Origin of the sequence: Pseudomonas fluorescens (genome assembly GCF_000968015.1) — a bacterium.
Taxonomy (GTDB): domain Bacteria; phylum Pseudomonadota; class Gammaproteobacteria; order Pseudomonadales; family Pseudomonadaceae; genus Aquipseudomonas; species Aquipseudomonas fluorescens_W.
In genome coordinates, this window is record NZ_LACH01000039.1 from 1 (window position 1) to 24242 (window position 24242).

Below are 24242 nucleotides of genomic sequence, written 5' to 3' on the forward strand. Positions count from 1 at the left end.
CAAGACGGTATCTACAAAGTATGCGCGGCAACTGAAATTGCTTAACTGACTGGCATTAGGCCGGGCGGGTTATTTCAAGCTCCCGGCAAGAAATTGCTGGAGGCGTTCGGACTGCGGGTTGACCAGCACTTCGCGCGGGTCGCCACGTTCTTCGACCTGCCCCTTGTGCAGGAACACCAGTTGATTGGAGACTTCGCGGGCAAAGCCCATTTCGTGAGTCACGACCACCATGGTGCGGCCTTCGAGGGCGAGGTCCTGCATGACTTTCAGCACTTCGCCGACCAGTTCGGGGTCGAGTGCCGAGGTCGGCTCATCGAACAGCATCACTTCCGGCTCCATGGCCAGTGCCCGGGCAATCGCCACACGTTGCTGCTCGCCGCCCGACATATGGGCCGGCCAGGCGTCCATGCGGTGTGCCACGCCGACTTTGTTCAGGTAGTGCTCGGCCTTTTCCCGTGCCTCTTTTTTGCTGATGCCAAGCACATGCACCGGGGCTTCCATGACGTTTTCAAGGGCGCTCATGTGCGACCACAGGTTGAAGTGCTGAAACACCATCGACAGCCGCGAACGCATGCGTTGTAACTGTTTGGGTTCGGCCGCCTTGAGCCCACCGAGTTTGTTGGTCACCAGTTTCAATTGTTCGCCGTTGAGCACGATGTTGCCGGCGTTGGGCTGCTCCAGCAGGTTGATGCAGCGCAAGAAGGTACTTTTGCCCGAGCCGCTGGAGCCGATGATGCTGATTACGTCACCGGCTTTCGCTTCCAGGGACACGCCCTTGAGCACTTCGTGGCTGCCGTAGCTTTTGTGTAGATCCTGAACTTCAAGTTTGTACATGGTTTTTATTCTCTGAAATCAGTCGCTGAGCAAGCGACCTTGGCGAATAAGGCGGGTGCCGGCGACTTTGGCCAGCCACAAACCGGGCTGGGCAAATCGCAGGCGTTCTCGGGCATAGAGGATGCCATCGGTGCTGGCGCGCACGATGCTGTGGCGATCGGTCAGCGGATCCAGCACTTCGAACAGCGGATCGCCCACCCTGACCCGGGCACCCAGCGGTTGCAGAAAACTCACCACACCCGGATGCGGCGCATAGGCGTACTGCGCGCCGGCGAACGGCGTCGCTTCACAACAGATCGTTGGCGCTGCTGGCCAGTCACCGCTGATCAGGCCTTGCTCGGCGAGATAGCCAAGAATGGCCTCCGCGCTATCGACACATTGTTCGCGTTCGGTGTCGGCCATGCCGCGCAACTCGATGGTGGTGGCCACACAGGCCAGCGGAATGTCGGCTTCAGGAAAGAGCTCGCTCAACCGCAACCAAGGGATCGCACAGGCTTCATCGAAGGCACTGCCGCCCGCACCCTCGGCCAGCAGCGTGGCGCCGGCACCGAGTCGAGCGGCCAACGAACGCAATCGCGGCCAGTTTTGCGGCATGGCGTAAAGCAGCATGATCGACTCGAAATCGCAGTGCAGGTCCAGCACCACATCGGCGTCACAGGCATGTTGCAGCAACAGGCGGCGCAAGCCATCGAGTTCCGACGTCGGTGGTGGCATGTCGGCGAGGGCATCGGCCATGGCCCGGCGGATCAGAGCGGTGTTGGCGTCGGCATTGTCGCCCAAGAGGTCTTTCACCAGCGCCGCCACGGCGTCGGTCAGCTCCGGGAAATCCCGATTGAAATTCTTCCCGCTGGAGAACTCGAAGCGCCCCTGATGGGTGGCCTGGAACATCTGGGCGATGCCAATCGGATTGGCCATCGGCACCAGCTCGATCACTCCGTTCAGGCGACCTTGTTCTTCCAGCACCCGCAGACGTCGTTTGAGTTCAACCGCCACGCGCATCCCCGGCAGCTCATCAGCGTGCAAGGACGCCTGGAGGTAAGCCTTGCGCGGTCCGCTGCCAAAGCGAAACAGCGACAGTTTCCGTTCAGTGCCCGAAGCACTCCACGGCAGCAGGTATTCAATGTGCTCCATAACAGCTCCTTAGTGCTTGCGCGGTGCGAGATACGCCAGCCAGCGACGCTCGGCCAGCTTGAACAGGCGAACCAGGATGAAGGTCAGGGCCAGGTAGATGAGGCCGGCAGTGATGAATGCCTCGAAGGGCAGATAGAACCGCGAACTGACCGTACGCGCGGCGCCGGTGATGTCTACTAACGTGACGATTGATGCCAGGCTGGTGGTTTGCAGCATCATCAGCACTTCGTTGCTGTACTGCGGCAACGCCCGGCGCAAGGCTGATGGCAGCAGAATGCGGCGGTACAGGGTGAAGCGCGACATGCCCATGGCCTTGGCGGCTTCGATCTCGCCATGAGCCGTGGCCTTCAAACTGCCGGCCAGCAGTTCCGCGCTATAGGCACTGGTATTGATCGCAAACGCCAGGCAGGCGCAAAAGGTTGCGCTGGACAGGTATGGCCAGAGCGCGCTTTCACGTACCGCTGCGAACTGCGCCAAGCCGTAATAGATCAGGAACAATTGCACCAGCATCGGCGTGCCGCGAATCACGTAGGTGTAGAGCCAGGCCGGGAAGTTGATCAGGGGCGATCGGGACACCCGCATCAATGCCAACGGAATCGCCAGCACCAGGCCGAAGACCAGGGAAATCAGCAGGACTTTGAGGGTCAACAAGGCGCCATTGAAATACAGCGGCAGGTTTTCCCAGATCAGGTTGTAGTCGAGAATCATGGGGTTGCTCCCAATCACAATTCGGCGGCTTTGATGCCGACCGAGTAGTGTTTTTCCAGGTAACGCAGCACCAGCAATGACACGCTGGTCAGCATCAGATAAAGCGCCGCCACCGCGAGGAAAAACGTAAACGGCTCATGGGTGGCGTCCGCTGCGTTCTTGGCTTTGAACATCATGTCCTGCAAGCCGATCACCGAAATCAGCGCGGTGGATTTGGTCAGCACCAACCAGTTGTTGGTGAACCCCGGGATGGCGAAACGAATCATCTGCGGCACCAGAATCCGCCAGAACACCTGGCCGCCGCTCATGCCATACGCCACGCCGGCCTCGGCCTGACCTTTAGGGATCGCCATAAACGCGCCGCGAAAGGTTTCTGACAGATAGGCGCCAAAAATGAAGCCCATGGTGCAGACGCCGGCGATAAAGGGGTTGATGTCGATGTAGCGGGTGTAACCGAGCGCCAGGGCGATGCGGTTCACCAGGTCCTGGCCGCCGTAGAAGATCAGCAGGATCAACACCAGGTCAGGAATACCGCGAATCAGGGTGGTGTACCCTTCGCCCAGCATCGCCAGCCATTTGAGTGGCGACAAGCGAAAGGCTGCGCCGATCAGACCCAAAGCAATCGCCATGCTCATGGAAGTCAGGGCCAGGTTAATGGTCAGCCAGGCGCCATCGAGAATGCTCGATCCGTAGCCGTGAAGCATGATGAAGTTCCTCAAACGAGCGCCGCAAGGCGCGCGAGACAAGCCCAACGCGGCGCCCGCAAAGGCCGGCGCCGGGGTTGGGGCAAAGGCTTATTCGCCGTAGATATCGAACGCGAAGTACTTGGCCATCACTTGCTGGTACTTGCCATTGGCGCGGATGGCGTCGATCGCTGTACTCAGACGAGCAACGTTCACGCTGTCGCCTTTACGCACCGCGATCCCTGCGCCTCGGCCGAAATATTTCGGGTCGCTGATGTCCGGTCCAACCAGCGCGAAGCCTTTGCCTGCCGGCGTTTTGATGAAGCTCTCATCGGTGTTGACGATGTCGGCGAGCGTGGCGTCCAGACGACCCGACGCCAGATCGAGGAAGGCTTCATTTTGTGAGCCGTAGCGCACCACTTCGACCCCGGCTTTTTCCAGCTGCTCGGTGGCAAAACGGTCGTAGGTCGATGAGCGCTGCACTCCGACTTTTTTGCCCTTGAGATCAACCAGTGGGTCGTTGATCACATTGCCGGCCTTCATCGCGAACTTGCCGGGTGTGTGGTAGTACTTTTTGCTGAAGTCGACCGACTTCATGCGGTCTTCAGTGATCGACATAGACGACAGCACGGCATCGATCTTGCGCACTTTCAGCGACGGAATCATGCCGTCGAATTCCTGGATGACCCACTCGCATTTGACCTTCATTTCTTCGCACAGGGCGTTGCCGATGTCGTAATCGAAACCACTGACGTTGCCCTCCGGCGTCTTGAAAGAGAAGGGTGGGTAGGCGGCTTCGATACCGATACGCAGGCTGTCTTCGTCGGCGTGAGCCAGCAGGCTTGCGGCGCACAGTGCCAGAGCACCTAGAAGTTCTGTCTTGTTCATATTGTTGACTCCTTGGAGGGGCGTTGGGGTGGTACAGGCCATCCGATCTGGCGCGGTGGATCAGTCCTGATGATTTTGCGTGGCTATAAATGACATGTTTTATTTCACAATGCAATGATATGAAAATAAACGTATCATGCGAGAGTGCACAAATTCACAGTGATCCCGTGTGATCACGAGCACTTCAGGCGCCAGGAAGGCTATTGATGGGCGTTACGCGGGGGGAACAGGCTTGGCCAATTCGATGCCGGCCGCACTCAGTCGCTTCAGGATTTCAAAGAGCAGATCGCTCTTGGTCGCACTGACAATCCTTGGGCTGCTGACATAGCCGGTGATGGTCAATGTGATGCCTTCAGGGCTCAGATTGCTGAATCGGACAACGGGGGCGGGTTTTTCGAGGATGGTTTCATGTTCGTAATAGGTGGTGTACAGCAGGGTTTTGACTTGTTCGGGGTCGATATCCAGAGGGAACACCAGCTCGAGTGTGGCCACTCCTTGGGCACTGCCGCCCATGGTCACATTGCGCAGGTTCTGGGAAATAAGCTGCGAGTTGGGCACGATCACGATCGAACGGTCACTGAGTTGTATCTCGGTGGCCCTGACATTGATCCGCCGGATATCGCCTTCGACCCCGCTGATGCTGATCAGGTCGCCGACCTTGACCGGACGCTCGGTGAGCAGGATTAAGCCGGATACGAAGTTCTTGACGATTTCCTGCAAGCCGAAGCCGATCCCCACCGACAACGCACTGACGATCCAGGCCAGATTCGTCCATTTGACGCCCAAGGAAGACAACGCCAGCAGAATGACCAGCGCGTACCCGATATTACTGAACAGGGTGCTCAGCGACGCCCCCATGCCGGGGTCCATATCGGTTTTCGGCAGGAACTCGTTATCCAGCCATCTGCGCAGCGAGCGAATCAGGTAAATACCGATCAACAGTGCGAGGACCGCATTCAACAGATTGCCCGGAATGATGTTCAGCTTGCGCAAACCATCGCCGCCGAGGATCGCTGAAACCCTGTCAGTCAGCTGTCCAAAGGTCGCTCCAACCCCCCCCACAAACGTTGTAATCGCGGCAATCAACAGTAAGGCCGCTCTGCCAATACCCGTCACAACAACCTCGATTTGTTCAAGCCGTACGTCGCCGATCCCCAGCAACTGTTTGATCGCCTTGCCGCTGGCGTGCCTGGGCGAAAACAGGTAATCACACAGGTCCCTGAACAACTGCGTCAGCAAATAGAAGCTGGCAATAACGATATAGAGCCAGACAATTTCGTAAGTGATGAACCGGGCCAGGGAGATGTATCCGACCAGCAGGCCAAAAACCGAGATCAACATGGCGATACTGACGCCGGTATAAATCACTCCCGCCAGCGTAGTACCTGACTCCGGGTGTTCTCCGGCAATGACCATCGCTCGGCGGGTTTTACTGACGCGTAGCAATAGCGCACCCATAATCATGATGACGACTAATGACACGACACCCCGGCTGAAGAGAACCATCTGCGAACTCATACCTGTCGCATTGGTGACTTGTACCAGCGAGATGAGGATCAGCATTGATCCGGCCAGCAGCGCCGGGAAAGGGCTTATTGCAAGTGCCACTTCATCGGCGATGCCAGGCAACCGCCATGAGGGATTGCGTTTAGACAGCAGGGCCCGACTCAGGCCGATGATCAGGGCGCAGGCATAAGCGACTTTCTCGACATCCTCGAAGTAACCTTCCAGTGGCTGCGGCAATGGTTGAAGGCGGGTAGCCGCAGCGGAGATGAGCTGTATTGCACAACCTGCACTCAGCATCGTGGCAACTACCGTCGCTATCGCCAATGAACTTCTGCGCAGGCGACCTTCCGGTACTCGATGGATGCAGATCCAGGTTAAACCACGTTCAGCCAGTCTTCGCCCTGCCGTCCAGAAGGCCAGGGCCAATACTAACAACGTGACGGTCACGGCACGCCGGCCGGGTTGCCAGACGGACTGAATGATACTGTTGGACTGGTCGATCAAAAACCTCAGACGGTGTTTATCCTCCTCCAGTGGAGAAAACAGCGGCAACCAAAAGCGAGGGTTGAGGAAGCTGGCGGTGCGCTGGGCCAGTTCGGTTTCCAGTTGCGTGCGCCGAATGCTGGCAATCTGAGTGATGAGGTTGGTAGCGCCTTCTTTGATGGCCAGCAGTATGTTGAGATCGGCATCCACCTTGTCTTTTTGTTCGGTGAGATAGGACCTCTGTTTCACGAGATCGGACTTTTCCACGGCAAGGCTGGTGGCGGATGCCGTCCCGAGCACACTAAGTTGTGCTTGCAATTGCGCCTGTTCGGGAAGTAACAGGGCCGCCAACTTGTCCGCATCACTGAAGAGCAACTGAACGTTGTCCTGAAAGCCTACCAACTGGGTGTAGTTACTGGTCAGTGACACCTGTTGTTTAAGTTCATCCAGCCTTAATTGCAGGGCTTCCAGATCGCTTTTTGACACAGTCGCGGTAGCGCTGGCCTGACTGTTGCCTGGCGTATTGGGTAGTTCGTCCGCCGACAGTGCGCCGATGTTCGCCCCCATCAGCGCAAACACAACGAATATGAGTAATTTCAATGCGGGACGCATAGGCATGCCTCCAGCGGCTTTAGCCATTCAGGTTAGGTCATGGCGTGTGCTGGCGCGAAAAATAGTTCCGCACGCTGACCACGAATAGGGAAGGGGGCGGGTGAGAAGGGGTGATCTACAATCTTTTATGCTGAATCACGCTCAGGATCACAAGGTGTGACGTATTGAGCTGTCGGAGGTCATTATGAAAAGGTTGTCATCCATTAGCCTGTGCATCGCACTGTCGGTTTCCTGGACCCAGGGGTGGGCGGAAACGGTCGTGCCGATGAAAGGGCAGAGTTCGCAACAAACCCAGGCGGACATGACCGAATGCCACAACATCGCGGCCAGTCAGAGCGCCTCGACTGCATCGACGCCTTCCGGTGGAAGGCTGAAGGGGGCCGCTGTGGGCGCTGCCGCCGGTGCCGCAGGGGCGCAGGTACGCGGACGTCAGCATGACGAGTTTTATGATCGCGTCGACGATGACGTCAAGCAGGACTATCGCCAGAATCGCGCCAAGGAAACCGCCGCGGCAGGAGCGGTCGTCGGGGGCTCGCGTCAGCGTCAGGAGCGCCGGGCGCAAGAGAAAACCAGCGCTGCGACCAGTTCAACGGCCTATACCAGTTGCCTGCAAGGGAAGGGGTATCAGGTTAACCCTTGAACGTCATTTTGCCGCCGTTGATCGAGCAGATGAACCATCAGGCAGGCATACAGTGTCACGAGGATGAACAAGCCCATGCGGATGGCGAACGCGGTGTAAACGTCCTTGCCTGCTGCGCTGTCCTGTACCGACTGACCCAACAGGATGATCAGCGTGATCAGGGTATTGAGCCAAAACCCCGGGGTAAACCGCGTCGGGCTCAGGGCGTAGAGTTTGCGCGCCAGCACCAGGCCGAACAGCAGCATCCACAGAAAGAACATCCACAGATGCACAAACAGACTGAGGGCACTCCAGAAGAGGATCGCCAACAGGCCGGCGAGCAAGGTTGAGCCGAGCAGCTCGCGACCGGCGATGCGGGCATTCGTCGTGGAGCTTTGCTGACCCAGGCCGACGGACTTCAGGATGATCGGCAGATAACTGGCCGGGTCGATCAGCGCCAGCAGGAATGCCGGCAGCACGATCAGGGTGGCACGCAACGCAATCCGACTGACTTCTTCTGCCGGCAGGGGTGGTGCGGGCGGGGGAGAAGGGGCATTGGGTGGATCCGGGAAAAACCCATGACTGAACGCCACGACGACAACGGCGAGCAGCAAACCCTTGACCAGTGCGCCGATGACCGTCGCCGCCAGATCGAAGTCGGCGATACCGGCCGAGGAAATCATGGTCAGGCCAATCACCACGAAGGTCATGATCAATGCGTTGCCGCCCCGCAGACCAAAGCGAAACGCCAGGAACAGACCGACGCTGATCAATAGCACGCCGCTAATGGGGTAATAACGCAGGATCGGGATCAAAAGCAGGCCGATGCCGGTGGTCAACATGGCGGCCAGTGCGAGCACCAGTCCGGCCTTGAACGGCAGCGGGCGATTGACCGAGGCCAGCAACAGCAGGCAAAGCACCGGCGCCAAAAAAGGAATCGGCAAGCCCAGGCCGAAACTGGCAGCGAGGCTCAACGCTGTACCGGTGGCCAGGCGCAGTGCGCGTTGATCCCGCGGCGTGCGCCGAGTCGACATACCCTTAATAGGCATAGCTCAGCCAACTCATGAACCCCACAAACACATGGCCGAGTGGGTTTAGCGGATTGCCCTCGGTGGGGAAGGCCATGACTTCGGCCTGCCCACCGGCACGGATCCCCCGACTGTCACGTAACGTGCTCAACGAATCTGGCGAAAACTCGATAATGACCGGGAAACGCTGGGCCGGACGCAACCAATCGCGGCTGTTCTGCACGCTGGGCAAGGTGCCAGGCGCGGGTGTCTGCCCCACGCTGACGCCGTAACCGACGCTGCGCACGCGCCCCTCGAAGACTTCTCCCGGCAGAGCATCCAGAACAATCGAAACCGGCGTGTCGAGCTTCACCAGACCGAGGTTGTTCTCGGTCATGTCCGCACTGATCCACACATCGTGAATGGCGATCAGGGTCATGACCGGGCTACCGGCAGCGGCGAATTGCCCAGCGTCAGTACGCAGATCCGTAATCAATCCGGCCGAGCGAGCGCGAATCTGCGTGTTGGACAGATCCAGTTCGGCTTTGGACAACGCCGTGGCGGCACTGCGCAGCAAGGCGTTGTCTTCCTCGCTGCCACCTTCCTGCTCACGCGCGCGCTGTACTTCGGCGCGGGCAGCGGCGACCTTACTCACAGCCTGTTCGCGGTTGGCGCGAGACACTTCGAGCAGACGTACGGAAATAGTGCCGGGGTCTTCGCGATACAAACCCTCAAGACGCTGATTGTCCTGGCGCGCCTTGAGCTCATTGGCCTGGGCGGCCCGCAAGTTGGCTTGCGCCGAGGCAATGCCGGCGGTGCTCGCGCCGATCTGTCGGCGGGTCGATTCAAGGTCGGCGCGCGCGCGGTCGACGGCAATCTGGTACGGCTGCGGGTCCACCTCGAAAAGAATTTCGCCGGCCTTGACGTCCTGGTTATTACGCACGTTCACCCGGACCACGCGGCCCGCCACTTCAGAGGCGACCGGAATCACAAAGGCACCCACCCGGGCCTGCTGCGTATAGGGGGTGAAACGATCCGCCAGCAGGTACCAGGCCAGGCTCACGAGGATCAGTAGCAGCACCCACTTGATGCCTTTTTTTGCCGGGTCGGCGGCCGGTTCTGGCGCCTGGGTGACAGGTGTCTCGGGCGTGGGCTGGGCGGCTTCACTCATTGGTCTTTTACCTTGTAAGACATTGGAATGGCAGGCTGTTCAGTGGTGGGTTCTTCCAGTAGATCGCCCCAGTCGGTGCGTTTTTCCATTTGCTGGCGGGTGGCTGGATCAACTTTCGGCTGGGCGCTGTACCAGCCACCGCCCACGGCTTTGTACAACGCAATGACATTACTCACGGCATTGCTGCGGGCGACCAGATAATTGTCCTGTTGTTCGAGCAAGGCACGCTGCGCATCCAGCACCCGCTGGAAGTCCGAATAACCTTCGCGATACTGCGCGCTGGCCAGCACCAGCGAACGCTTGGCGGCCACTTCAGCCTGACGCAGGATGCCTTCGCGCTCCAGGGATTTGATCAGGCCATAGGCCGCATCGTCTGCCTCACGTGCCGCCTGGCGAACCTTGTCGCGGTAAGCCTCGATCAGCTGCTGCAACCGCGCATCCTGCACGCGCACGTTGTTGCTGATCTGGCCGTGATCGAACAGATTCCAGCGCAGGCTGGGGCCGCCGATCAAATCCAGATTCCGGGGCGTGCCACTGAGCGTGTCGGTGGACCAGACGATGCTGCCTAGCAAGGTCAGCGACGGATAGAAATCGCTCTCGGCCACACCGATCAGCGCTGACTGGGCGGCGACATTGAGCTCGGCGGCGCGCACGTCGGGCCGACGCAGCAACAGGTTGGCCGGTACATCCTGCAACACGGCACGGTCGACCAGCGGGATCAGTCCCATGTTCTCGACCAGTTGCGGCAGCGCGCCGGGCGGTTGACCAATCAACACCGCTAACGCATTGCGGGTCCGTTGCAACTGGTCTTCGAAATTGGGGATGGTGCTCAACGTACCCAGGTACTGGGTCCGGGCTTGTTGCAGGTCGAGCTCGGCAGTTTGGCCACTGTTGAAGAGCTTTTCGGTGATCTCGAAGTTGCGCTTTTGCTGTTTGGCGTTTTCCCGGGCGACACGCAAACGGGCTTCGGTGGTGCGCAGCGAAAAATAGGTATCGGCCACTTGCGCGCGCAGCAGTACGAGTACGTCTTCATAGTTGGCCTGGGCGGCGAAGTAGCTGGCATCGGACGACTCGATGGCGCGACTGAAGCGGCCCCAGAAGTCCAGTTCCCAACCTATGTCGAACCCCACACTGTGTTGCCAGAAATGGCTGTCTCGCGGGTTGGTCCCACCGGATTGCCTGCGGTTGAAGTAAAGACTGTCGACACTGGCTTGCTGCAGCTGCGGGTAAAGACCACTTTGAGCAATGCCGAGTTGGGCGCGGGCTTCCATGACGCGCAGGCCGGCGATTTTGAGGCTGGAGTTGTGTGTATCCGACTCGGCAATCAAACGATCGAGGACCGGATCGGCGAAGACTTGCCACCACTGACGAATGTCCGGGTTCGGGCTGCGTTGGCTGGATTGCTCGAGGGCAGGGGTGCTCCAGTGTTTGACCCATTCTTCGCCGGGCGGCTGGAAATCCGGCCCAAGCCGTACGCAGCCACTGAGGCCGAGTACGCCAAGCAGCACGAACCGGCCAGGCCAATTCAGCAGGGTTGTACCTGGATGCATCACGCATTTCCCGACCAACAAAGATCACTGGAGCATAGCCGTCCAATTGGGCACACGGCTGCTACGCTTTTTAAGCGCCATCAAATCTACTGTGATCCGTTAGAAAGGTACGACGATTATGAATACCACCCCGGGTGTTGCTGAACCCCATTCAGCCGGTTGGCGCTTCAAGTTGGGAATAGTCATTATCTGCGTGATGCTGGGTTCCTGGCTGTTGGTACCACTCGCAGCAGCAGCCGATATGCCGGGTTCAAAGATCGCTGCACTGACCGGCGTACTGTTCATCAGCAACAAAATCCTGCTGATTCTCGCCATTGCCATCATGGGCAAGTCCGGATTCCAACAGTTAAAGCGCAGTCTGTTCGGTTATGTGTCCAAACTTGCACCCAGCACGGACGTCGAAGTGGGCCCATTGCGTCATAGAATTGGCCTCGTGATGTTCTTTGTGCCGCTGATTTCCTCCTTTCTTGAACCCTACGTCGACAGCATTTGGCCGGGGCTCAGACCCAACCTGTGGCAAGTTCAAGCGCTGGGTGACCTCATGCTGATCGGTAGCTTTTTTGTATTGGGGGGGAATTTCTGGGAGAAAGTGCGCGCCTTGTTTATTCGCACCGCCCGTGTCGCAAACACAAGTGCGGCGTGAATAACATTAGTGGGCGAGGGTAGTGAGCACTCGTGTGTTCAAGCTCTAATGGCTAGCTCTACTAAAGAGCTATTTAGCATAGTTATTATTAATTGCATTGACGATATCGATAGGGTGCATGCATGAATGGTCGCTATTTCAAAGGCTGGAGGCTCAATCAACATGACGACCAACACCTTTGATGAACACATTCCCAGCGCTGAGTCTGTGATCGCAGCATTGAGCCTGGAACCCCACATGGAAGGCGGTTTCTACCGCAGAACCTTCCAAACCGATCACCACGCGATGGTCGAGACCGCTGGGGGCCGGCGCTACCTGATGACATCCATTTACTACTTTCTGACCAAGGATTCACCGATAGGCCATTTTCATCTGAACCAATCGGACATCGTGCATTACTACCATGTGGGAGACGCGATTCAGTACAGCCTGATTTTTCCGGACGGCACATTAAAAACGGTTGTGATGGGCAGCGACATAATCGCCGGACAATGTTTGCAGCTGCATGTACCGGGTGGCGTCTGGAAAGCTTCGCAGCTTACAAGTGGACTGGCGGGATACGGTCTGATCAGTGAAGCGGTTTCACCAGGATTTGATTTTGCAGATATGGAGATGGGCAGTCAGCAAAAGCTTAGCGATCAATTTCCCGAACACACGGAGCTGTTTGAGAAGCTGATGGGAGAATGAGTAGCTGAGGCGATTTGAGCGCTGCCAAATCTGCGTGCAACCGGGCTAATCTCGAAACACCTTGTTACGTGTAATGTATATTATGTTAAATGATGTGTCTGAGTGGAACTTCTTCGAAGGGCCTCTCAGCCAACTTCGCCTACTGCTCCAATCGCGAAATCACCGGAAACGGCCTCTTTTTCCTATTAACTAATTGATTCATAACGTTAATTGTCCTTCGTGATCCCTGCGAGCCATCGTTTTTTTAACGATATCAGCGGACTCCTTGATCTTCGCCACATTCGATAACGTACTGATATTCATAGCTTTTTTATCTTAACGGCGTTCGGGAACAGCACTCTCGAGGTGTCGTCAATGAGCGGACTCGTTCACTTTTATCTCTAGCGTCTTCTTCGGTTAAAACGCAATGAAATCAAAGGCTAACGGGCTTTTTTAACGGATTGAGCGGACGTTCCCGGTGCTGCTTTTCTATGACGAAATCAGCGGACATTCCCGGCGCCGGCGTCCTGGTAAGAGCCGGTTGCTTTGCGATGGCAAGCTGGCCCTAATCTCATGGAAGCCCCGCAAATCAAGCCTTTCGCCTCTTCATAGGGCGATGGCAGGTGCCATTAGCCAGTGACCGCGTCCGAATGGGCCCCGCCTTGAAGCTGCGTCGGAAAGCACCGAGATTTGCCTTAATCAGCGGACATTCCCGAACGCAATTTTGAGTGGAGCCCCCTGCAGGCCAATAAAATCGGGGGCTTTAGCTTTTTTGCTTTAATCACCGGACTTTCCAGCGCGCTTATTCATTTAACGAAATCAGCGGATTTTCCCGATCGATCATGAAGGTTTAAGGCGTTGCTTGAAATGGCGTCATTAAAAGCCTTTTAAATCAATGAATTGAGGCGGTTTGACAATATCAGCGGACATTCCCCACGTGCCGTTTTGACGAAATGAGCGGACATTCCCTGTGCCTTTGTTGGAGCAAAAATGCCGTACAGGTCGCACAATTCGTGGGGCTCACGGTTTTTGATCAATGCACGGACATTACCGGCGCCTATGGCGATCATGATTCCAAGTCCTGATCCGCTCGATAGATACCTGCGACAAAATTTCCAGGGCGGCTAACACGATCGTCCCAAGGAAGCGCGCAACAATCGTTTAAAGACAATCCACGTGTATTAATTCAGCAGCTCCCGACAACGTCACGGTCTAGTGTCGCGCCAAGCCCTATCAAAGCGGAAAGTCTAAAACACCACATCAATACACTCCGCTCACGTTATTTCTCAATTAACTGTTAAATACGTTAATTGACCTGAAAGCCCACATTCCGGTTTAGTAAATTCGTATTTCCAATATTCAATTAAATCGGCAAGTTTTAAGTATTTGAGCAGCACGATTGACAATCTAAAATTTTGAAGTAACACTTTCGATTACTTCAGAACACTGAGGATAGTCTAATGACCAATAACTTTGAAGATGAAAGAAATTCAGCGCACCAATTGACCGTCAGATCACCCTCCAAAGACATGAGGGCACACGCCTTGGCATTTTTGGCGAAACAGAATGGTCAGGTCTGGATGGAGGATGAACAGTACACATATAACCGACTAAAGATTTCCGACATCATCACTGAGTGCAGTATGGAAGCGGGCTTTAAAATCGGAAACATAAAGTCGATTGGAAAGAGAGTGGCAAAACTAATGAGGGCATCTGGTGGGCGCATTAAGCTGTCCGCCGCTCATGATTTGATTGCTAATGCATTGGGCTACAAGAATTACGCTAGGGCTTTGGAGCTTAGAGGTGTTGATGATTTTGTCCCAAACCTTTGGCCGCTAGAAGCACCCCGGGGTCTGCAGCTACTAAGCGTTGACAGTGGCTGGCCTTCAGAGGTGCCATGTGCAGAATTTGCGCAACGTCAGGCCTTTAACGAGAGACGCGCACCCGCACGCAAGCTTACTGCAATCCAGGAAAAGCGGAAAAAGACCATCGCCAGGATTACGAGGCGCGCCGCTGGTGAGCTATCCGACTGAGCAGGATTGTAGAAACAAACTGAGTCTAAGACATGAGCTGGCAACGCGATGCTCAATCAGTTAGACCGGCATTGTGGGCAGAATCAATTTATCTATAAAGCATAATAAAAATTATCGATCGCTATAACTGCTCAATATACGCTTAAGTATATTGCAGTTTTGTCGCTTAGTGCCAAACGCTACACATGTCAAGAATAAAGTGATTGGCGGCGAAGCCATGTCGTGCAGTTGCATGCGAGACAATGGGGGGCTACTATCTGGCGACATCAATCCGTTATGTGAACAATAAGGAGAAAGCAGTGGAACACATCTCCCCTACTTCCGATTACTGCTATAACTGGAAGTTTCTTTTCAACGTTTAAAGTGTCCGGTGGTTCGAATGCTCAGCGCGCCCAAACCCATTTTTGAAACCTACGAGGCCTTTATTGATCAAGACTTCAGTTTCAGCAAGCCCGCACTTAACTGCGTCAAAGACTTTTTAGATTCATTTCCCGAGGAACTGGAGGCCGGCCGTGGTTATATGGCCGTGCGTACCTTCCTACGAGCCTTTTCCGACAATGCTCAGACCTTCAGTTCATACCGCACTCAGGCCGAGCGTCTGTTTCTGTGGGCGCTACTGGTTAAGAAGAAGCCGCTGCAACTGTTAAAACGTCAGGATGCCCAGGACTACTTGGATTTTTGTCGCAAACCTTCCCAGGACTGGGTGGGCCCTGTGACGCGCAGCCGCTTTGTCCCTAACGATGAGGGGCATGTCACGGAGGCGGATGCGCTGATTCCGAATCCAAAGTGGTTCCCGTTCAATTCAAAAACGGCGAAAGCGGTTGGAACGACTTCAGAACCGAGCTCCACGAGCCCGGTTTATACGACCACTGAAAGCAGCCTCAAACAGGTGTTTACGGTGTGCAGTCGATTTTATGAATTTCTGATCGAGGATGGCGGCGCGGCCGCCAACCCATTCAGAATGCTGAAAAAATCGAACCGCTTTACCGACGACACGTTCGACGTGACCTCGGGACGGGCCTTGACGCCCCTGCAATGGGATTACGTATTGGAAACCGCCGAAAAGCTGGCAGAGGATGATCCCGTTCGTTTTGAACGTACCCTCTTCATTCTGGCGACTCTTTTCGCGATGTACCTGCGTGTCTCTGATGTGGTGGGCCGGAAGAACTGGAAGCCCACCATGGGCGACTTCCGCCAAGACGCTGAGGGCTTTTGGTGGTACCACGCGGTGGGAAAAGGCAATAAAGCCGGCAAGATCGCTGTTCGCGACGAATACATCGAAAGTTACCTCAAGCGTTACCGCAAATTTCTAGGGCTCAGTGATCTTCCTGAGCGCAATGAGTCCACGCCTTTAATCTCGACTCTCAGAGGTCGATCGGGGCTGTCAGATCGACAGGTTCGCGCCCTCCTCCAAATCGTCTTCGACAAAGCGCTGGAAAGAATGCGCGGTGAGGGGCGTGAGAAGCATGAAATGGACAGCTTGTTGGTGGCGTCTGCGCATTGGTTGCGCCATACCTCGGCGACGTTCGACGCACCGCTGCGTGACGCCAAAGACCTCCAGGTCGATTTACGGCACAGCAACCTCAGTACCACACAGGACACGTATTACCATTCTCACGATCAAGCGCGCGGGTATTCAGTCAAACGGATCGGAATGCGCGATCGCGGTTGAACTCAGGCAACGTCTGCCCTAATCCGAGGGATGGGTATGACGTCCACCAGGTTGCTGGACTCCCTTAATCTCGGGAGTGATGGAAACCACTTCGTCGTAGTCTGGTACGCCGTAGAAGTTATCTGCTGTCTGCTGTCTGCTGTCCGCCGGCCAAGGCTCTTAAAGCAATCAATAGGCTGTTGGATTCTCCATAGTGTCACAAGTCACTCTCCATCAGATAAGCCGTGGCAACACTGCGTAATAACTCCCCTCCTCCTTGCTATATAACTGCAAACAGAAAAATGTCAACCCAAAAACAATTGCGGGCCAAAAAACTGCATGTTAGATTGAATTATAAAAATAAAAACAGGAATAACGATAATGGCCGGCTACATCATTCATATTGAATATCGAGAAGGACAAGAGCTTGCGTGGGTTGAAATTAATGGATTAAGTGAAGAGTCCCGATCGGCACGCAAGTGCCGATTTCAAACGATCGGTTGGATATTGGATGTTGTCGACACCGCTCACAACAAAACACATCCAGACAACCTCTTGAATGAGAGCTTTGCACTCGATGCGCTGATCAAGTATGCAAAAATGGACGCGAAGTCTGCCGAACAGCTTTTGGTTGCTAAAAACTGGAGAAAGCGTTTTGAAGTTGTCTGGGAGCATCTCGATGACTTTGAGCGTGAAGAAGCGGTAACGCTTAACTATGATTATTGGGATAATTATTGGCCAGGGTTTGATACCTACAACGTCACCCTGCGTAAATTTCTAATGAATTATAAACCGCAGATTTCTGATGTCCGCCATTATGATCCGGACGCCTTGGACCTCACACCATAAAAGCGACTGGTCATTTGAATCTGAAAATCGCGCTCAATCAAGGTTGTAGGCAATGAACCATTGTTCAAAATCCCGGCAAGACAGCTGCTTGCGGTCCCGATATGTCGGGCGATAGCGGAAACGCAAGTGTGTTGGCACGGTCGAGCCAGAGCCAGTATTGCGACGCCCATCTTATTGTCATTTTTTTGGATTGCTCTCGATACCGATTTCACGGGGTTTCGAGCAGCGAAGTCCAGTGTTCGTTTTTAGGGGAATCTAATGGAAGCTCTGGGGCAGCAACTTCGGCCGGTCGCTACGCGGATCAGTCAGTATTTCCGCGACTTTTTAGACTCGGATTTCAAGCGTCAACAAGCTCCGCGCCGCCGAATCGTGCTGACCACCGACACCGGATTCAGATCGGGGATGCGTACCTCGCCCTACCCCTCCTTGGATCGCGACCTATGGAATCTTTTGGGGCGCCCATCTAGCGAGGACCTGTCACTGACGATTGACCCACGGCGTTATACGCGCCCGATCAGTGCTGTGCTTCGCAAAGTGATCCACGAGCAAGTAAATGCCATTCCGGCGTCATCCCTAGAAACTGTACATACGGCGGTGGAAGAGTTAGCCGCAAACTCCTACGCAAAAGCGATTGATGACCCGGAACTATGGGTTGAGTCAGTCCAAAACCACTTGGGTAGCAAAGTCGCCGAACACATCATCAAGCCTCTGATCGCTCACTTGGATGGCCCGCTGCGCAATCAGGCGTACTGGGTAATGGACTCATTATTCGCCGCGGAGAAGGACCTTGTTGATCGTGTCTGCGGTGACCTATCCCGAGTCCTCCCAGAGCTGCTGGCCAAGCTGCTCGCCACCCAGGACTCAGCCCCGCTCAAGGAGGCGATCCCACAGTTCCTGACTCTTGAAGGAACTCGCCAGGCGCTGATGGCGTTCTTTGAAGGGTTTGTGGCGGCTGACGCCTACCACGAATTCCGCGATCTAGAGACCTACGTTGCCACCAGTGACGGGATGCAGCTCTACCTATACATCGGTGCAGTGAAGTACGGTGGAAACCAATACCCACTCTTCTTTCTTCCCATTGAGGTACAGAGGGAGGAAAAAGGGGCCGGCTATAAGTTAAAGCTGCTTAACCAGCTTTATACCAACCGCAAGGCTATCGACTTCGTTCTGCAGGAGCTGGCTGCTGGGCTTGAGCGCGCATGGGTTTCTCCGATCCCCGAACGAATCCATTACATCAAACCCGAGCAGTCCTTATACGAAGAGGCACGCGTCCTTTTCCAGCGTGTAGCCAAACCATATTCAGTCTCAGGCTCAAGGCTTGGCAAACAAAGAGCTCAAACCGTGCTCGAAATGCGGCCAAATTAGGGAAAAGACGGATTATTACGATCCAGCACTAGGCGGTGGTGCTGGCGGTTTCGGCCGCGTGTGCATGATCTGCAAGGGCAGCAAGGCCAGTTCCCAGACTGGGAAAACAACACAACGCCGTTTTCGCAAAAGTCGTCGCTGGGGATAACGTTTACAGGGCGGCCACAAACGGCTGCCCTGCAGCTGCTCTGTTCTTTCGTCCGCATGCGCTACGGCGTAAACACCGCCACAGCGGCACACGGGACTGCAATATTGCTCATCGCCGTGCCCATGTAATTGCTCTAGTGCGTCAATTGAATAGTCGGCAAGTTTCAATTTACTACCTCTCTTTCACGCCATGAGCCCACAGCTTTCGGGCGTCGTGGCAATTGAGCTTGTACGGGTTAAGCCTTCAATACCAGGTGAATGACGAAATCCTTCAGGGTGAAGGCGGACGTCGCCAGGTTGGTGTGGGCGCCAATATCGGGTAGTGGAAGACCGAGATTGTGGCCGGGCTGCAGCAGATTGGCCATGACCAGTCCCAGCACCAGCGACACCAGCGAGGCGGTCACAAACCAGCCCAGGGACTTGGCAAATACGCGCCCGACCGAATCGGCATCCCCCATATGCGCAATGCCAACCACCAGGGTCGAGAACACCAGCGGTCCGATCAGCATTTTGATCAAGCGTAAAAACACATCCGAGACAATGGAGATGTACCCCGCCACTTTGGTCGCCGATTCCTTGTCAGGGAAGTTGATGAACACCATGTAACCAATCACGATCCCCAGCGCCATGGCGATCAGAATCCATGCTGCTGCCGGTAGTTTACGTTTCATAAAACACCTCTGATTCAATCCAGTGCTGATTGCCTCGATGGCAGCCGCTCAGACGTTCCAACCTAGCGACACTGGAAGTACGCGGAATCGTGCGCCGCACTTGGCGATAGAGAACGCTTCGTCGGGCGCAGTGTTAGCCGAACCAACGCCGCAACTTTCGCCGGGCTATTTCGAGCAGAATCGTCACCAGCCCTGACGGGACCAACGGTTCGCTGCACTCCTCAACCTGTACGCCGAACGACGGCTCGTCCACTACAAGCTCGTCTCCAAATCGTTCCAGTCGCCACGCGGTCAGATGCGTGTTAATCGCGGCTGACCAAGTCCTACCGTCCGGATGCGCGCACACGTGCCGCCAATTGCCCGGCAATCGCGCAACGCACGCGCCGCCGGGACTGTGCAGGACGTTTAGTTCCCCGTTGACTTCCACAGCGAACATCGCGATAGCCATCGGGTCGCGCGCGAAAGCGGAAGGATCCGTCATGCGGGGATATTCATGCACGCACTCGCCGGTCTGAATATTCCACACACGGAGGACGTCACGGTGTGCCGAAGTCAGCCACTGCTCGTCGTCGGAAATACCGAGGAACCGAACGTGCTTGTCGCCGCCAAGACGTCGCAGTTCCTTCAACGACGCACTGTCGCGAACCATGATGACGGAGTTGTCACTGTGGACCAGTACGTCACCTGTCGCTGAAAAACACGCATGCTCAAATCGGCCCTTTTCATGAATCGATGCGGTTTCTCCGAGCATAGTGAGCGTCTGTGCGTTCAACACACACAGCTTGCCACTACCGTCCGATACGACTGCGACTCGACCGTCGCGGGAGAAGGCCAGGGGTTCGCCGGGAACATCGCGCATCCGCTTACCCGAGGGAAGGGCGTGCTCGTAGCGACCGAACAGTTGCGACTTGCTGTTATGCCGCAGCCAGAAGCTGCAGCTGTCTGCCGCAACGTCCACCCCAGCCCAGCCAGCGAACCTGTACGTTGCTACGGTACGCATGCACGGCCAATGCCAGATGCGCAAGCCGGTCGCATCCTGCTCGTTGGCGAGGTTACATCCGCCCCAAGTGATGGCAAGCGGCCGCTCAGGCACACGGATCAGCCGATCGATCGACTCGGTGACCTGGCGTGTTGCCCGCAAGACCATCGTGTGCGCATCCCAAATGCGCACCGCGCATGGCTCGTTCTTGTACGACATCGTCGGCGTCTTGGCCGTCGACACCAGCACCGTTCCGTCATCGGAGTAGACAAGCGCGGAAATCATGTTCTCGTGGTCTACGGGGCTAGCCTCTGTGCGTGCTTCGTCAACGCGAATGAAGTGCACTTCGAACTGGTTCTCGCCGTGCTCGCTGTCGAGTCCGAGGTCGTTGCCTGACGCAGTCGCGAGCAACGACCCGTCGGGCGAGAACGCCATCGTGTTGATCTTGCTCAGCTGTGCCCGTACGTCGCCGACGTGCCGTCCACTCGCGGCGTGCCAGATTCGCACATTCAATGCATTGCTGTCCGCCATCGCCAGCAGCTCACTGTCGGGCGACCACGCGAGGGGGCCGCCGTAGCCGTTGTTCTTGTCCAGCCGCGCCACGGGGTTTCCGTCTGGCAATCGGTAGATCCACAGCCCGCGGCCTTGGTCGTAGCCGCAATGGAAGGCAACCAACAATCCGTCTGGCGAAACGAGCAAACTGTTGACTGCATACGCGCTGACGCGAAATTGCTTGACTGCGCACTTCACCTCGCAATCCCACACGTTGATGGCGTTGCTCCTTGAACACCATGCGAAACGCGACGTACCCGGAATGAAGTCGAAGTACGCGTTCGCTGAGACTGCGTGAGCTTGCGACACCGGGTCACCAATTCGATCCAGTAGTTCACCCTGCGGTACGGACCAGATAGTGATCGAACCATCCCCGGAGCATGCGACGAGCAGCTTTCCGTCACTGCTGTATTGCAGCTTGTGAACGCCTGAGCGGTGCCCCTTGTGCGTAGCGATGTGCTCGCCCGTGAGCAGCGAGAACTCCATGATGGTCTGTTGCGTCACGGTGGGCGCCATTCCTAGGGCAAACCGCTGCGAGTCGGGCGATATCGTTACCGATAAAACCTTGTGGCCGATGCGGTGCAGCCGCAAACATTCCTGCCCGCTCGCGATGTCGAACACGCGCACGGCAGGATTTGTCGACACAGCAACAAAGAAGCGCCCATCGGGCGACCACGCAATATCGACCACTGCGTGGGAGAAGCCAGTGATGCGCCGGTCGACGGTTGAGCCGAGACGCAACAGCGGTGGGCGCAATTCACGCAACCAAAAACCACCGGGGTACAAGCGCTCCGCAACCTGCCTACCCGCCTCGGCCCAGCGCGCCATGGTGCTATCTCGCGATAGGTGCCTGCCTCCATCTGCGTAATGCGCGCCAGCAATGCGATGGTCGTACCACCAGCAGCTGTTCCACATGCATTGCAACAGCGCTTGTGGATAGTCGTCGCGGTGAGCGTCGATGAAATCAATGTCGCGGCGCAAGGCTTCCTCGGCCAACAGAAGCTGCCAGCCTAACGGGTCGTCCTTGCCGAGCAGGTCGCCCGCATCCTGGAGGTCGCCGGCCAGTTCGTAGAGCATGCCGGCGCGATGCCTCGCGTGCCACAGCTCCCACTCGAGCATCAGCGACGCGAGCGCATATTTTGCCTCGAGTGTCGGTTCGTCGGCCGCGATCGATCCGCGCAGGAAAGGCAGTTCAGTGGCCTTGCCCAGATCGGGTTGGCCATCGTCCAAAAACCACGCGCGGTGCTCGAAGAATATCGCCAGCGTATTTCTGCGCGCGGCACGCGTGGCGGCATCGGGCAGATAGCGTGTGGTGACCTGCTCGGCAAGCGAGCGGTGAAAAAAACCGATGAGCGCCCCGTCCGGCGCTTGCCGGCGTTGCAGATACGGCCGCATTTGCCGCAGCACAACCTGCAACGTCGCGTTGCGTGCGGCGGCGGCTATGTCCGGGTGTACCTGCGCAATGAACTCCGACAAGCCCGGTTCGCTCAGTCCGCGTCGAGAAGCTCCTATTGCAGCGAACGTAGTACGAACGATCTCACGAGTTGCGTGCGGCTCGTCGGCCTCCAACCTCGCCAGCATCGCGTCGAACATGCGATGCAGCGCGTCGTGCGACGACTCGCCTCTCGCAGGCCTGGGCAAGCGAGCGATCGCGTCGTCCAGCTTGTCGAAGGAGCCGAACAGCTTCAGCTCGCGCAGCGCCAGCGTCAGGAACAGCGGGTTGCGGCTGGCCGGGTTAGCGAGCAGCACCGCCACTTGGCTCTCGTCGAGCGACTTCGCGTACAAGTTGGGCAACAAGCGAATTAGAGCACGGCTACGAGCTTCGTCCATCAGCGGAACGGCAATTTCGAGCGCGTGGCGCTGGCGCAGCGCCGTTAACAGTTCGTCTGCGTCGCTCGCGGCGCTGACGAGTATGCGCACGCCAGGCGGCAGCTTCAGTGGGATCCAGTTCGCGGGCGATGCGGTGCGTTCGAGTTGGTCGATGCCGTCTACCACCACCACGACGTTACGCTGCGCCGCCACTGCGACGTGCTGCAAGAACGCGGGCCACGCCTTCATGATGTCTGCGGGGTCGCGCGGCACCGGCGGTAATGCGGCGCCTGCGTCCGAACCGAGCTTTGAGATCAACTCGAACCACATGCTCGCGAGCAGGTCGGGCACGCGCGTGCTCGATGGGCTGGCACCTGCCGCGCGAAACACCACAAGCGCTTGCGCATCGTCGCGCCGTGCAAACCAATAGCACAGTGCCGCGCTCTTACCACTGCCCGCCGCGCCCCAGACGAAACATGCTGTGGGTGTATCGCCGGCGATGTAGTCATCGATTCTCTCTTGCAATTCAAGATCTGGAACGTGCAACTCAACCCGGCTCGCGACGAACGCGTCCTGCCGGTCGACTTCCGCGGCGACCGCATGCATCGGACGCTCTTGCTGGGCTATGTGATCGGCATAGCGCACTTCGATGGCTCGCTTCAAATCTGCTTCGAACTGCTCGCTAAAGTCGTCGAGCAAGACAAGCCGCCCAGGCACGCCAGGCGTTGCGGGGTCGATAGTATGGCTGTCCCACCGTCCGGTGTATGTGCGCACGCGGTCCAGTGGTGCAAAGACGTCACGAATGCGTTGTTTCAACGCTTCCAACCGCTGCTGCAAGTCGACTTGGCCGGAAGCAGGCGCAGATTGAAAAAACGTGGACGCATAGGCCTCGCGCTCATCCTCACCGCAATCAAGATCGCTTGGAGGCGGCAACGAAGCCGAGTCACGGATGTAGAAAAATGCCTCCGGCGCGCGCCCCTGCTCTTGCGAACGCAGCGCGGCGGTTTCGATTTCCAAATGAGTCACTGAGTACGGTCCTGGTGATTCCACACCTGCAAGCACCGCGGATGCATCCTGCGCAAGCGAGCCGTACTGCGCTCCAAGCAGGCAAACGAAGAACGGGCGGCAGCTGTCGATGTGTTGCAGGCAGACTTCAAGCACCTTGCCATCCTCTGCCTCCTCGCGCGGAATGCCCCAGCGCAAGTCCACGTCGATCAGATGCAGGCGCCGGTCTTCGCACCATTGGCGCAGGCGCGGGAAGGTAACCTTGACTAGATGGTCGCGCTCCGCGTGCATATCGCGAAAGGTTGACGAGATGAAGACGCGAACGGTCTTCCACCGGCCTTGAACTGAGAGAGCGGACGTACAGTTGTTCATCGTCTTCAACCGCTAACGACTGCAATTAGGCAGATCCAAGAACCGCATCTTCGATCTGGCTGGGTGATTTGTAAACCAGGACCTCAAGGAGGATTTGTGGGCTGTCGCTCGAGCAGCAGCACGCCGCATTCGACGCCGGGTCGTACCATGCACATGGACTTGCGCCACGACTGCTTTGAGCGCCACATAGCGACGACAGCGTAATGCAGGTGTCGCCTTCCCGTGGTGATCGCTTAGGTGTTCGGCCATTTCTCCCAACAGCAGGCGCTACTCGCTGAGATCCTCGCCGCGGAGGCGGCAGTGCGCAA

18 protein-coding genes and 2 pseudogenes are annotated in these 24242 nt (G+C 56.7%); 8 read left to right on the forward strand and 12 right to left on the reverse strand.

Features of this window, described 5'->3' with window-relative positions; all coding sequences use genetic code 11:
* Positions 1–69: 69 nt before the first annotated feature.
* From VD17_RS17810 to VD17_RS17835, 6 genes are all read right to left on the reverse strand, one after another.
* Complete coding sequence (locus VD17_RS17810) at positions 70–834, reverse strand: ABC transporter ATP-binding protein (protein ID WP_046054924.1); 765 nt, start codon at positions 832–834, stop codon at positions 70–72.
* An 18-nt stretch (positions 835–852) separates the two neighbouring features.
* Complete coding sequence (locus tag VD17_RS17815) at positions 853–1965, reverse strand: succinylglutamate desuccinylase/aspartoacylase family protein (protein WP_046054925.1); 1113 nt, start codon at positions 1963–1965, stop codon at positions 853–855.
* 9 nt (positions 1966–1974) lie between these two features.
* Positions 1975–2673 carry an ABC transporter permease gene (locus VD17_RS17820; RefSeq protein WP_046054926.1) on the reverse strand — a complete coding sequence of 233 codons (699 nt, stop codon included), beginning with the start codon at positions 2671–2673 and terminating at the stop codon, positions 1975–1977.
* A 14-nt stretch (positions 2674–2687) separates the two neighbouring features.
* The gene (locus tag VD17_RS17825) at positions 2688–3377 is read right to left on the reverse strand and encodes an ABC transporter permease (RefSeq protein WP_046047037.1); all 690 of its coding nucleotides are present in this window, start codon (positions 3375–3377) and stop codon (positions 2688–2690) included.
* A gap of 90 nt (positions 3378–3467) precedes the next feature.
* Complete coding sequence (locus VD17_RS17830) at positions 3468–4244, reverse strand: ABC transporter substrate-binding protein (protein WP_046047038.1); 777 nt, start codon at positions 4242–4244, stop codon at positions 3468–3470.
* Positions 4245–4457: 213 nt separating this feature from the next.
* The gene (locus VD17_RS17835; protein WP_046054927.1) at positions 4458–6845 is read right to left on the reverse strand and encodes a DUF3772 domain-containing protein; all 2388 of its coding nucleotides are present in this window, start codon (positions 6843–6845) and stop codon (positions 4458–4460) included.
* Between the two features lie 184 nt (positions 6846–7029).
* Between VD17_RS17835 and VD17_RS17840 the strand changes: the two genes are divergently transcribed.
* On the forward strand, positions 7030–7485 hold the full coding sequence (locus VD17_RS17840; RefSeq protein WP_046054928.1) for a YMGG-like glycine zipper-containing protein: 456 nt from the start codon (positions 7030–7032) through the stop codon (positions 7483–7485).
* Here VD17_RS17840 and VD17_RS17845 read toward each other — a convergent pair.
* Genes VD17_RS17845 through VD17_RS17855 form a run of 3 tightly spaced genes read right to left on the reverse strand, consistent with a single transcriptional unit; the run spans position 7470 to position 11192 of the window.
* On the reverse strand, positions 7470–8498 hold the full coding sequence (locus tag VD17_RS17845) for a DUF2955 domain-containing protein (RefSeq protein ID WP_046054929.1): 1029 nt from the start codon (positions 8496–8498) through the stop codon (positions 7470–7472). The two genes, VD17_RS17840 and VD17_RS17845, sit on opposite strands and share 16 nt — an antisense overlap.
* A gap of 4 nt (positions 8499–8502) precedes the next feature.
* Positions 8503–9642: an HlyD family secretion protein gene (locus tag VD17_RS17850; RefSeq protein WP_046054930.1), complete on the reverse strand. Its 1140-nt coding sequence runs from the start codon at positions 9640–9642 to the stop codon at positions 8503–8505.
* The gene (locus VD17_RS17855; RefSeq protein WP_046054931.1) at positions 9639–11192 is read right to left on the reverse strand and encodes an efflux transporter outer membrane subunit; all 1554 of its coding nucleotides are present in this window, start codon (positions 11190–11192) and stop codon (positions 9639–9641) included. Before VD17_RS17855 ends, VD17_RS17850 begins: the two co-directional genes overlap by 4 nt.
* A gap of 118 nt (positions 11193–11310) precedes the next feature.
* Here VD17_RS17855 and VD17_RS17860 point away from each other — a divergent pair, with 118 nt between their 5' ends.
* Positions 11311–11835 (forward strand): transporter suffix domain-containing protein, encoded by a 525-nt coding sequence (locus VD17_RS17860; RefSeq protein ID WP_046054932.1) that lies wholly within the window; start codon positions 11311–11313, stop codon positions 11833–11835.
* A 162-nt stretch (positions 11836–11997) separates the two neighbouring features.
* Complete coding sequence (locus tag VD17_RS17865) at positions 11998–12522, forward strand: cupin domain-containing protein (protein ID WP_046054933.1); 525 nt, start codon at positions 11998–12000, stop codon at positions 12520–12522.
* Between the two features lie 866 nt (positions 12523–13388).
* Here VD17_RS17865 and VD17_RS32230 read toward each other — a convergent pair.
* Positions 13389–13571 carry a hypothetical protein gene (locus VD17_RS32230; protein ID WP_185753173.1) on the reverse strand — a complete coding sequence of 61 codons (183 nt, stop codon included), beginning with the start codon at positions 13569–13571 and terminating at the stop codon, positions 13389–13391.
* A 390-nt stretch (positions 13572–13961) separates the two neighbouring features.
* Between VD17_RS32230 and VD17_RS31230 the strand changes: the two genes are divergently transcribed.
* The 5 genes and pseudogenes from VD17_RS31230 to VD17_RS32645 form a co-directional block, all read left to right on the forward strand.
* Entirely contained in the window at positions 13962–14534 is a 573-nt protein-coding gene (locus VD17_RS31230; protein WP_052962703.1) for a hypothetical protein, read from the forward strand.
* Positions 14535–14913: 379 nt separating this feature from the next.
* Positions 14914–16206, forward strand: a complete 1293-nt coding sequence (locus VD17_RS17875) for a tyrosine-type recombinase/integrase (RefSeq protein ID WP_046054934.1) — start codon at positions 14914–14916, stop codon at positions 16204–16206.
* A 360-nt stretch (positions 16207–16566) separates the two neighbouring features.
* Positions 16567–17034: a hypothetical protein gene (locus VD17_RS17880; protein WP_046054935.1), complete on the forward strand. Its 468-nt coding sequence runs from the start codon at positions 16567–16569 to the stop codon at positions 17032–17034.
* Between the two features lie 258 nt (positions 17035–17292).
* Positions 17293–18399, forward strand: a complete 1107-nt coding sequence (locus VD17_RS17885; RefSeq protein ID WP_046054936.1) for a hypothetical protein — start codon at positions 17293–17295, stop codon at positions 18397–18399.
* Positions 18400–18582: 183 nt separating this feature from the next.
* Positions 18583–18675, forward strand: a pseudogene (locus tag VD17_RS32645) (CPBP family intramembrane glutamate endopeptidase); the annotation flags it as partial.
* A 110-nt stretch (positions 18676–18785) separates the two neighbouring features.
* Here VD17_RS32645 and VD17_RS17890 read toward each other — a convergent pair.
* Positions 18786–19217, reverse strand: a pseudogene (locus tag VD17_RS17890) (dicarboxylate/amino acid:cation symporter); the annotation flags it as partial.
* A 133-nt stretch (positions 19218–19350) separates the two neighbouring features.
* Positions 19351–23934, reverse strand: coding sequence for a DUF4062 domain-containing protein (locus VD17_RS17895; protein ID WP_080932024.1), 4584 nt, complete (start codon positions 23932–23934; stop codon positions 19351–19353).
* Positions 23935–24242: the final 308 nt, after the last annotated feature.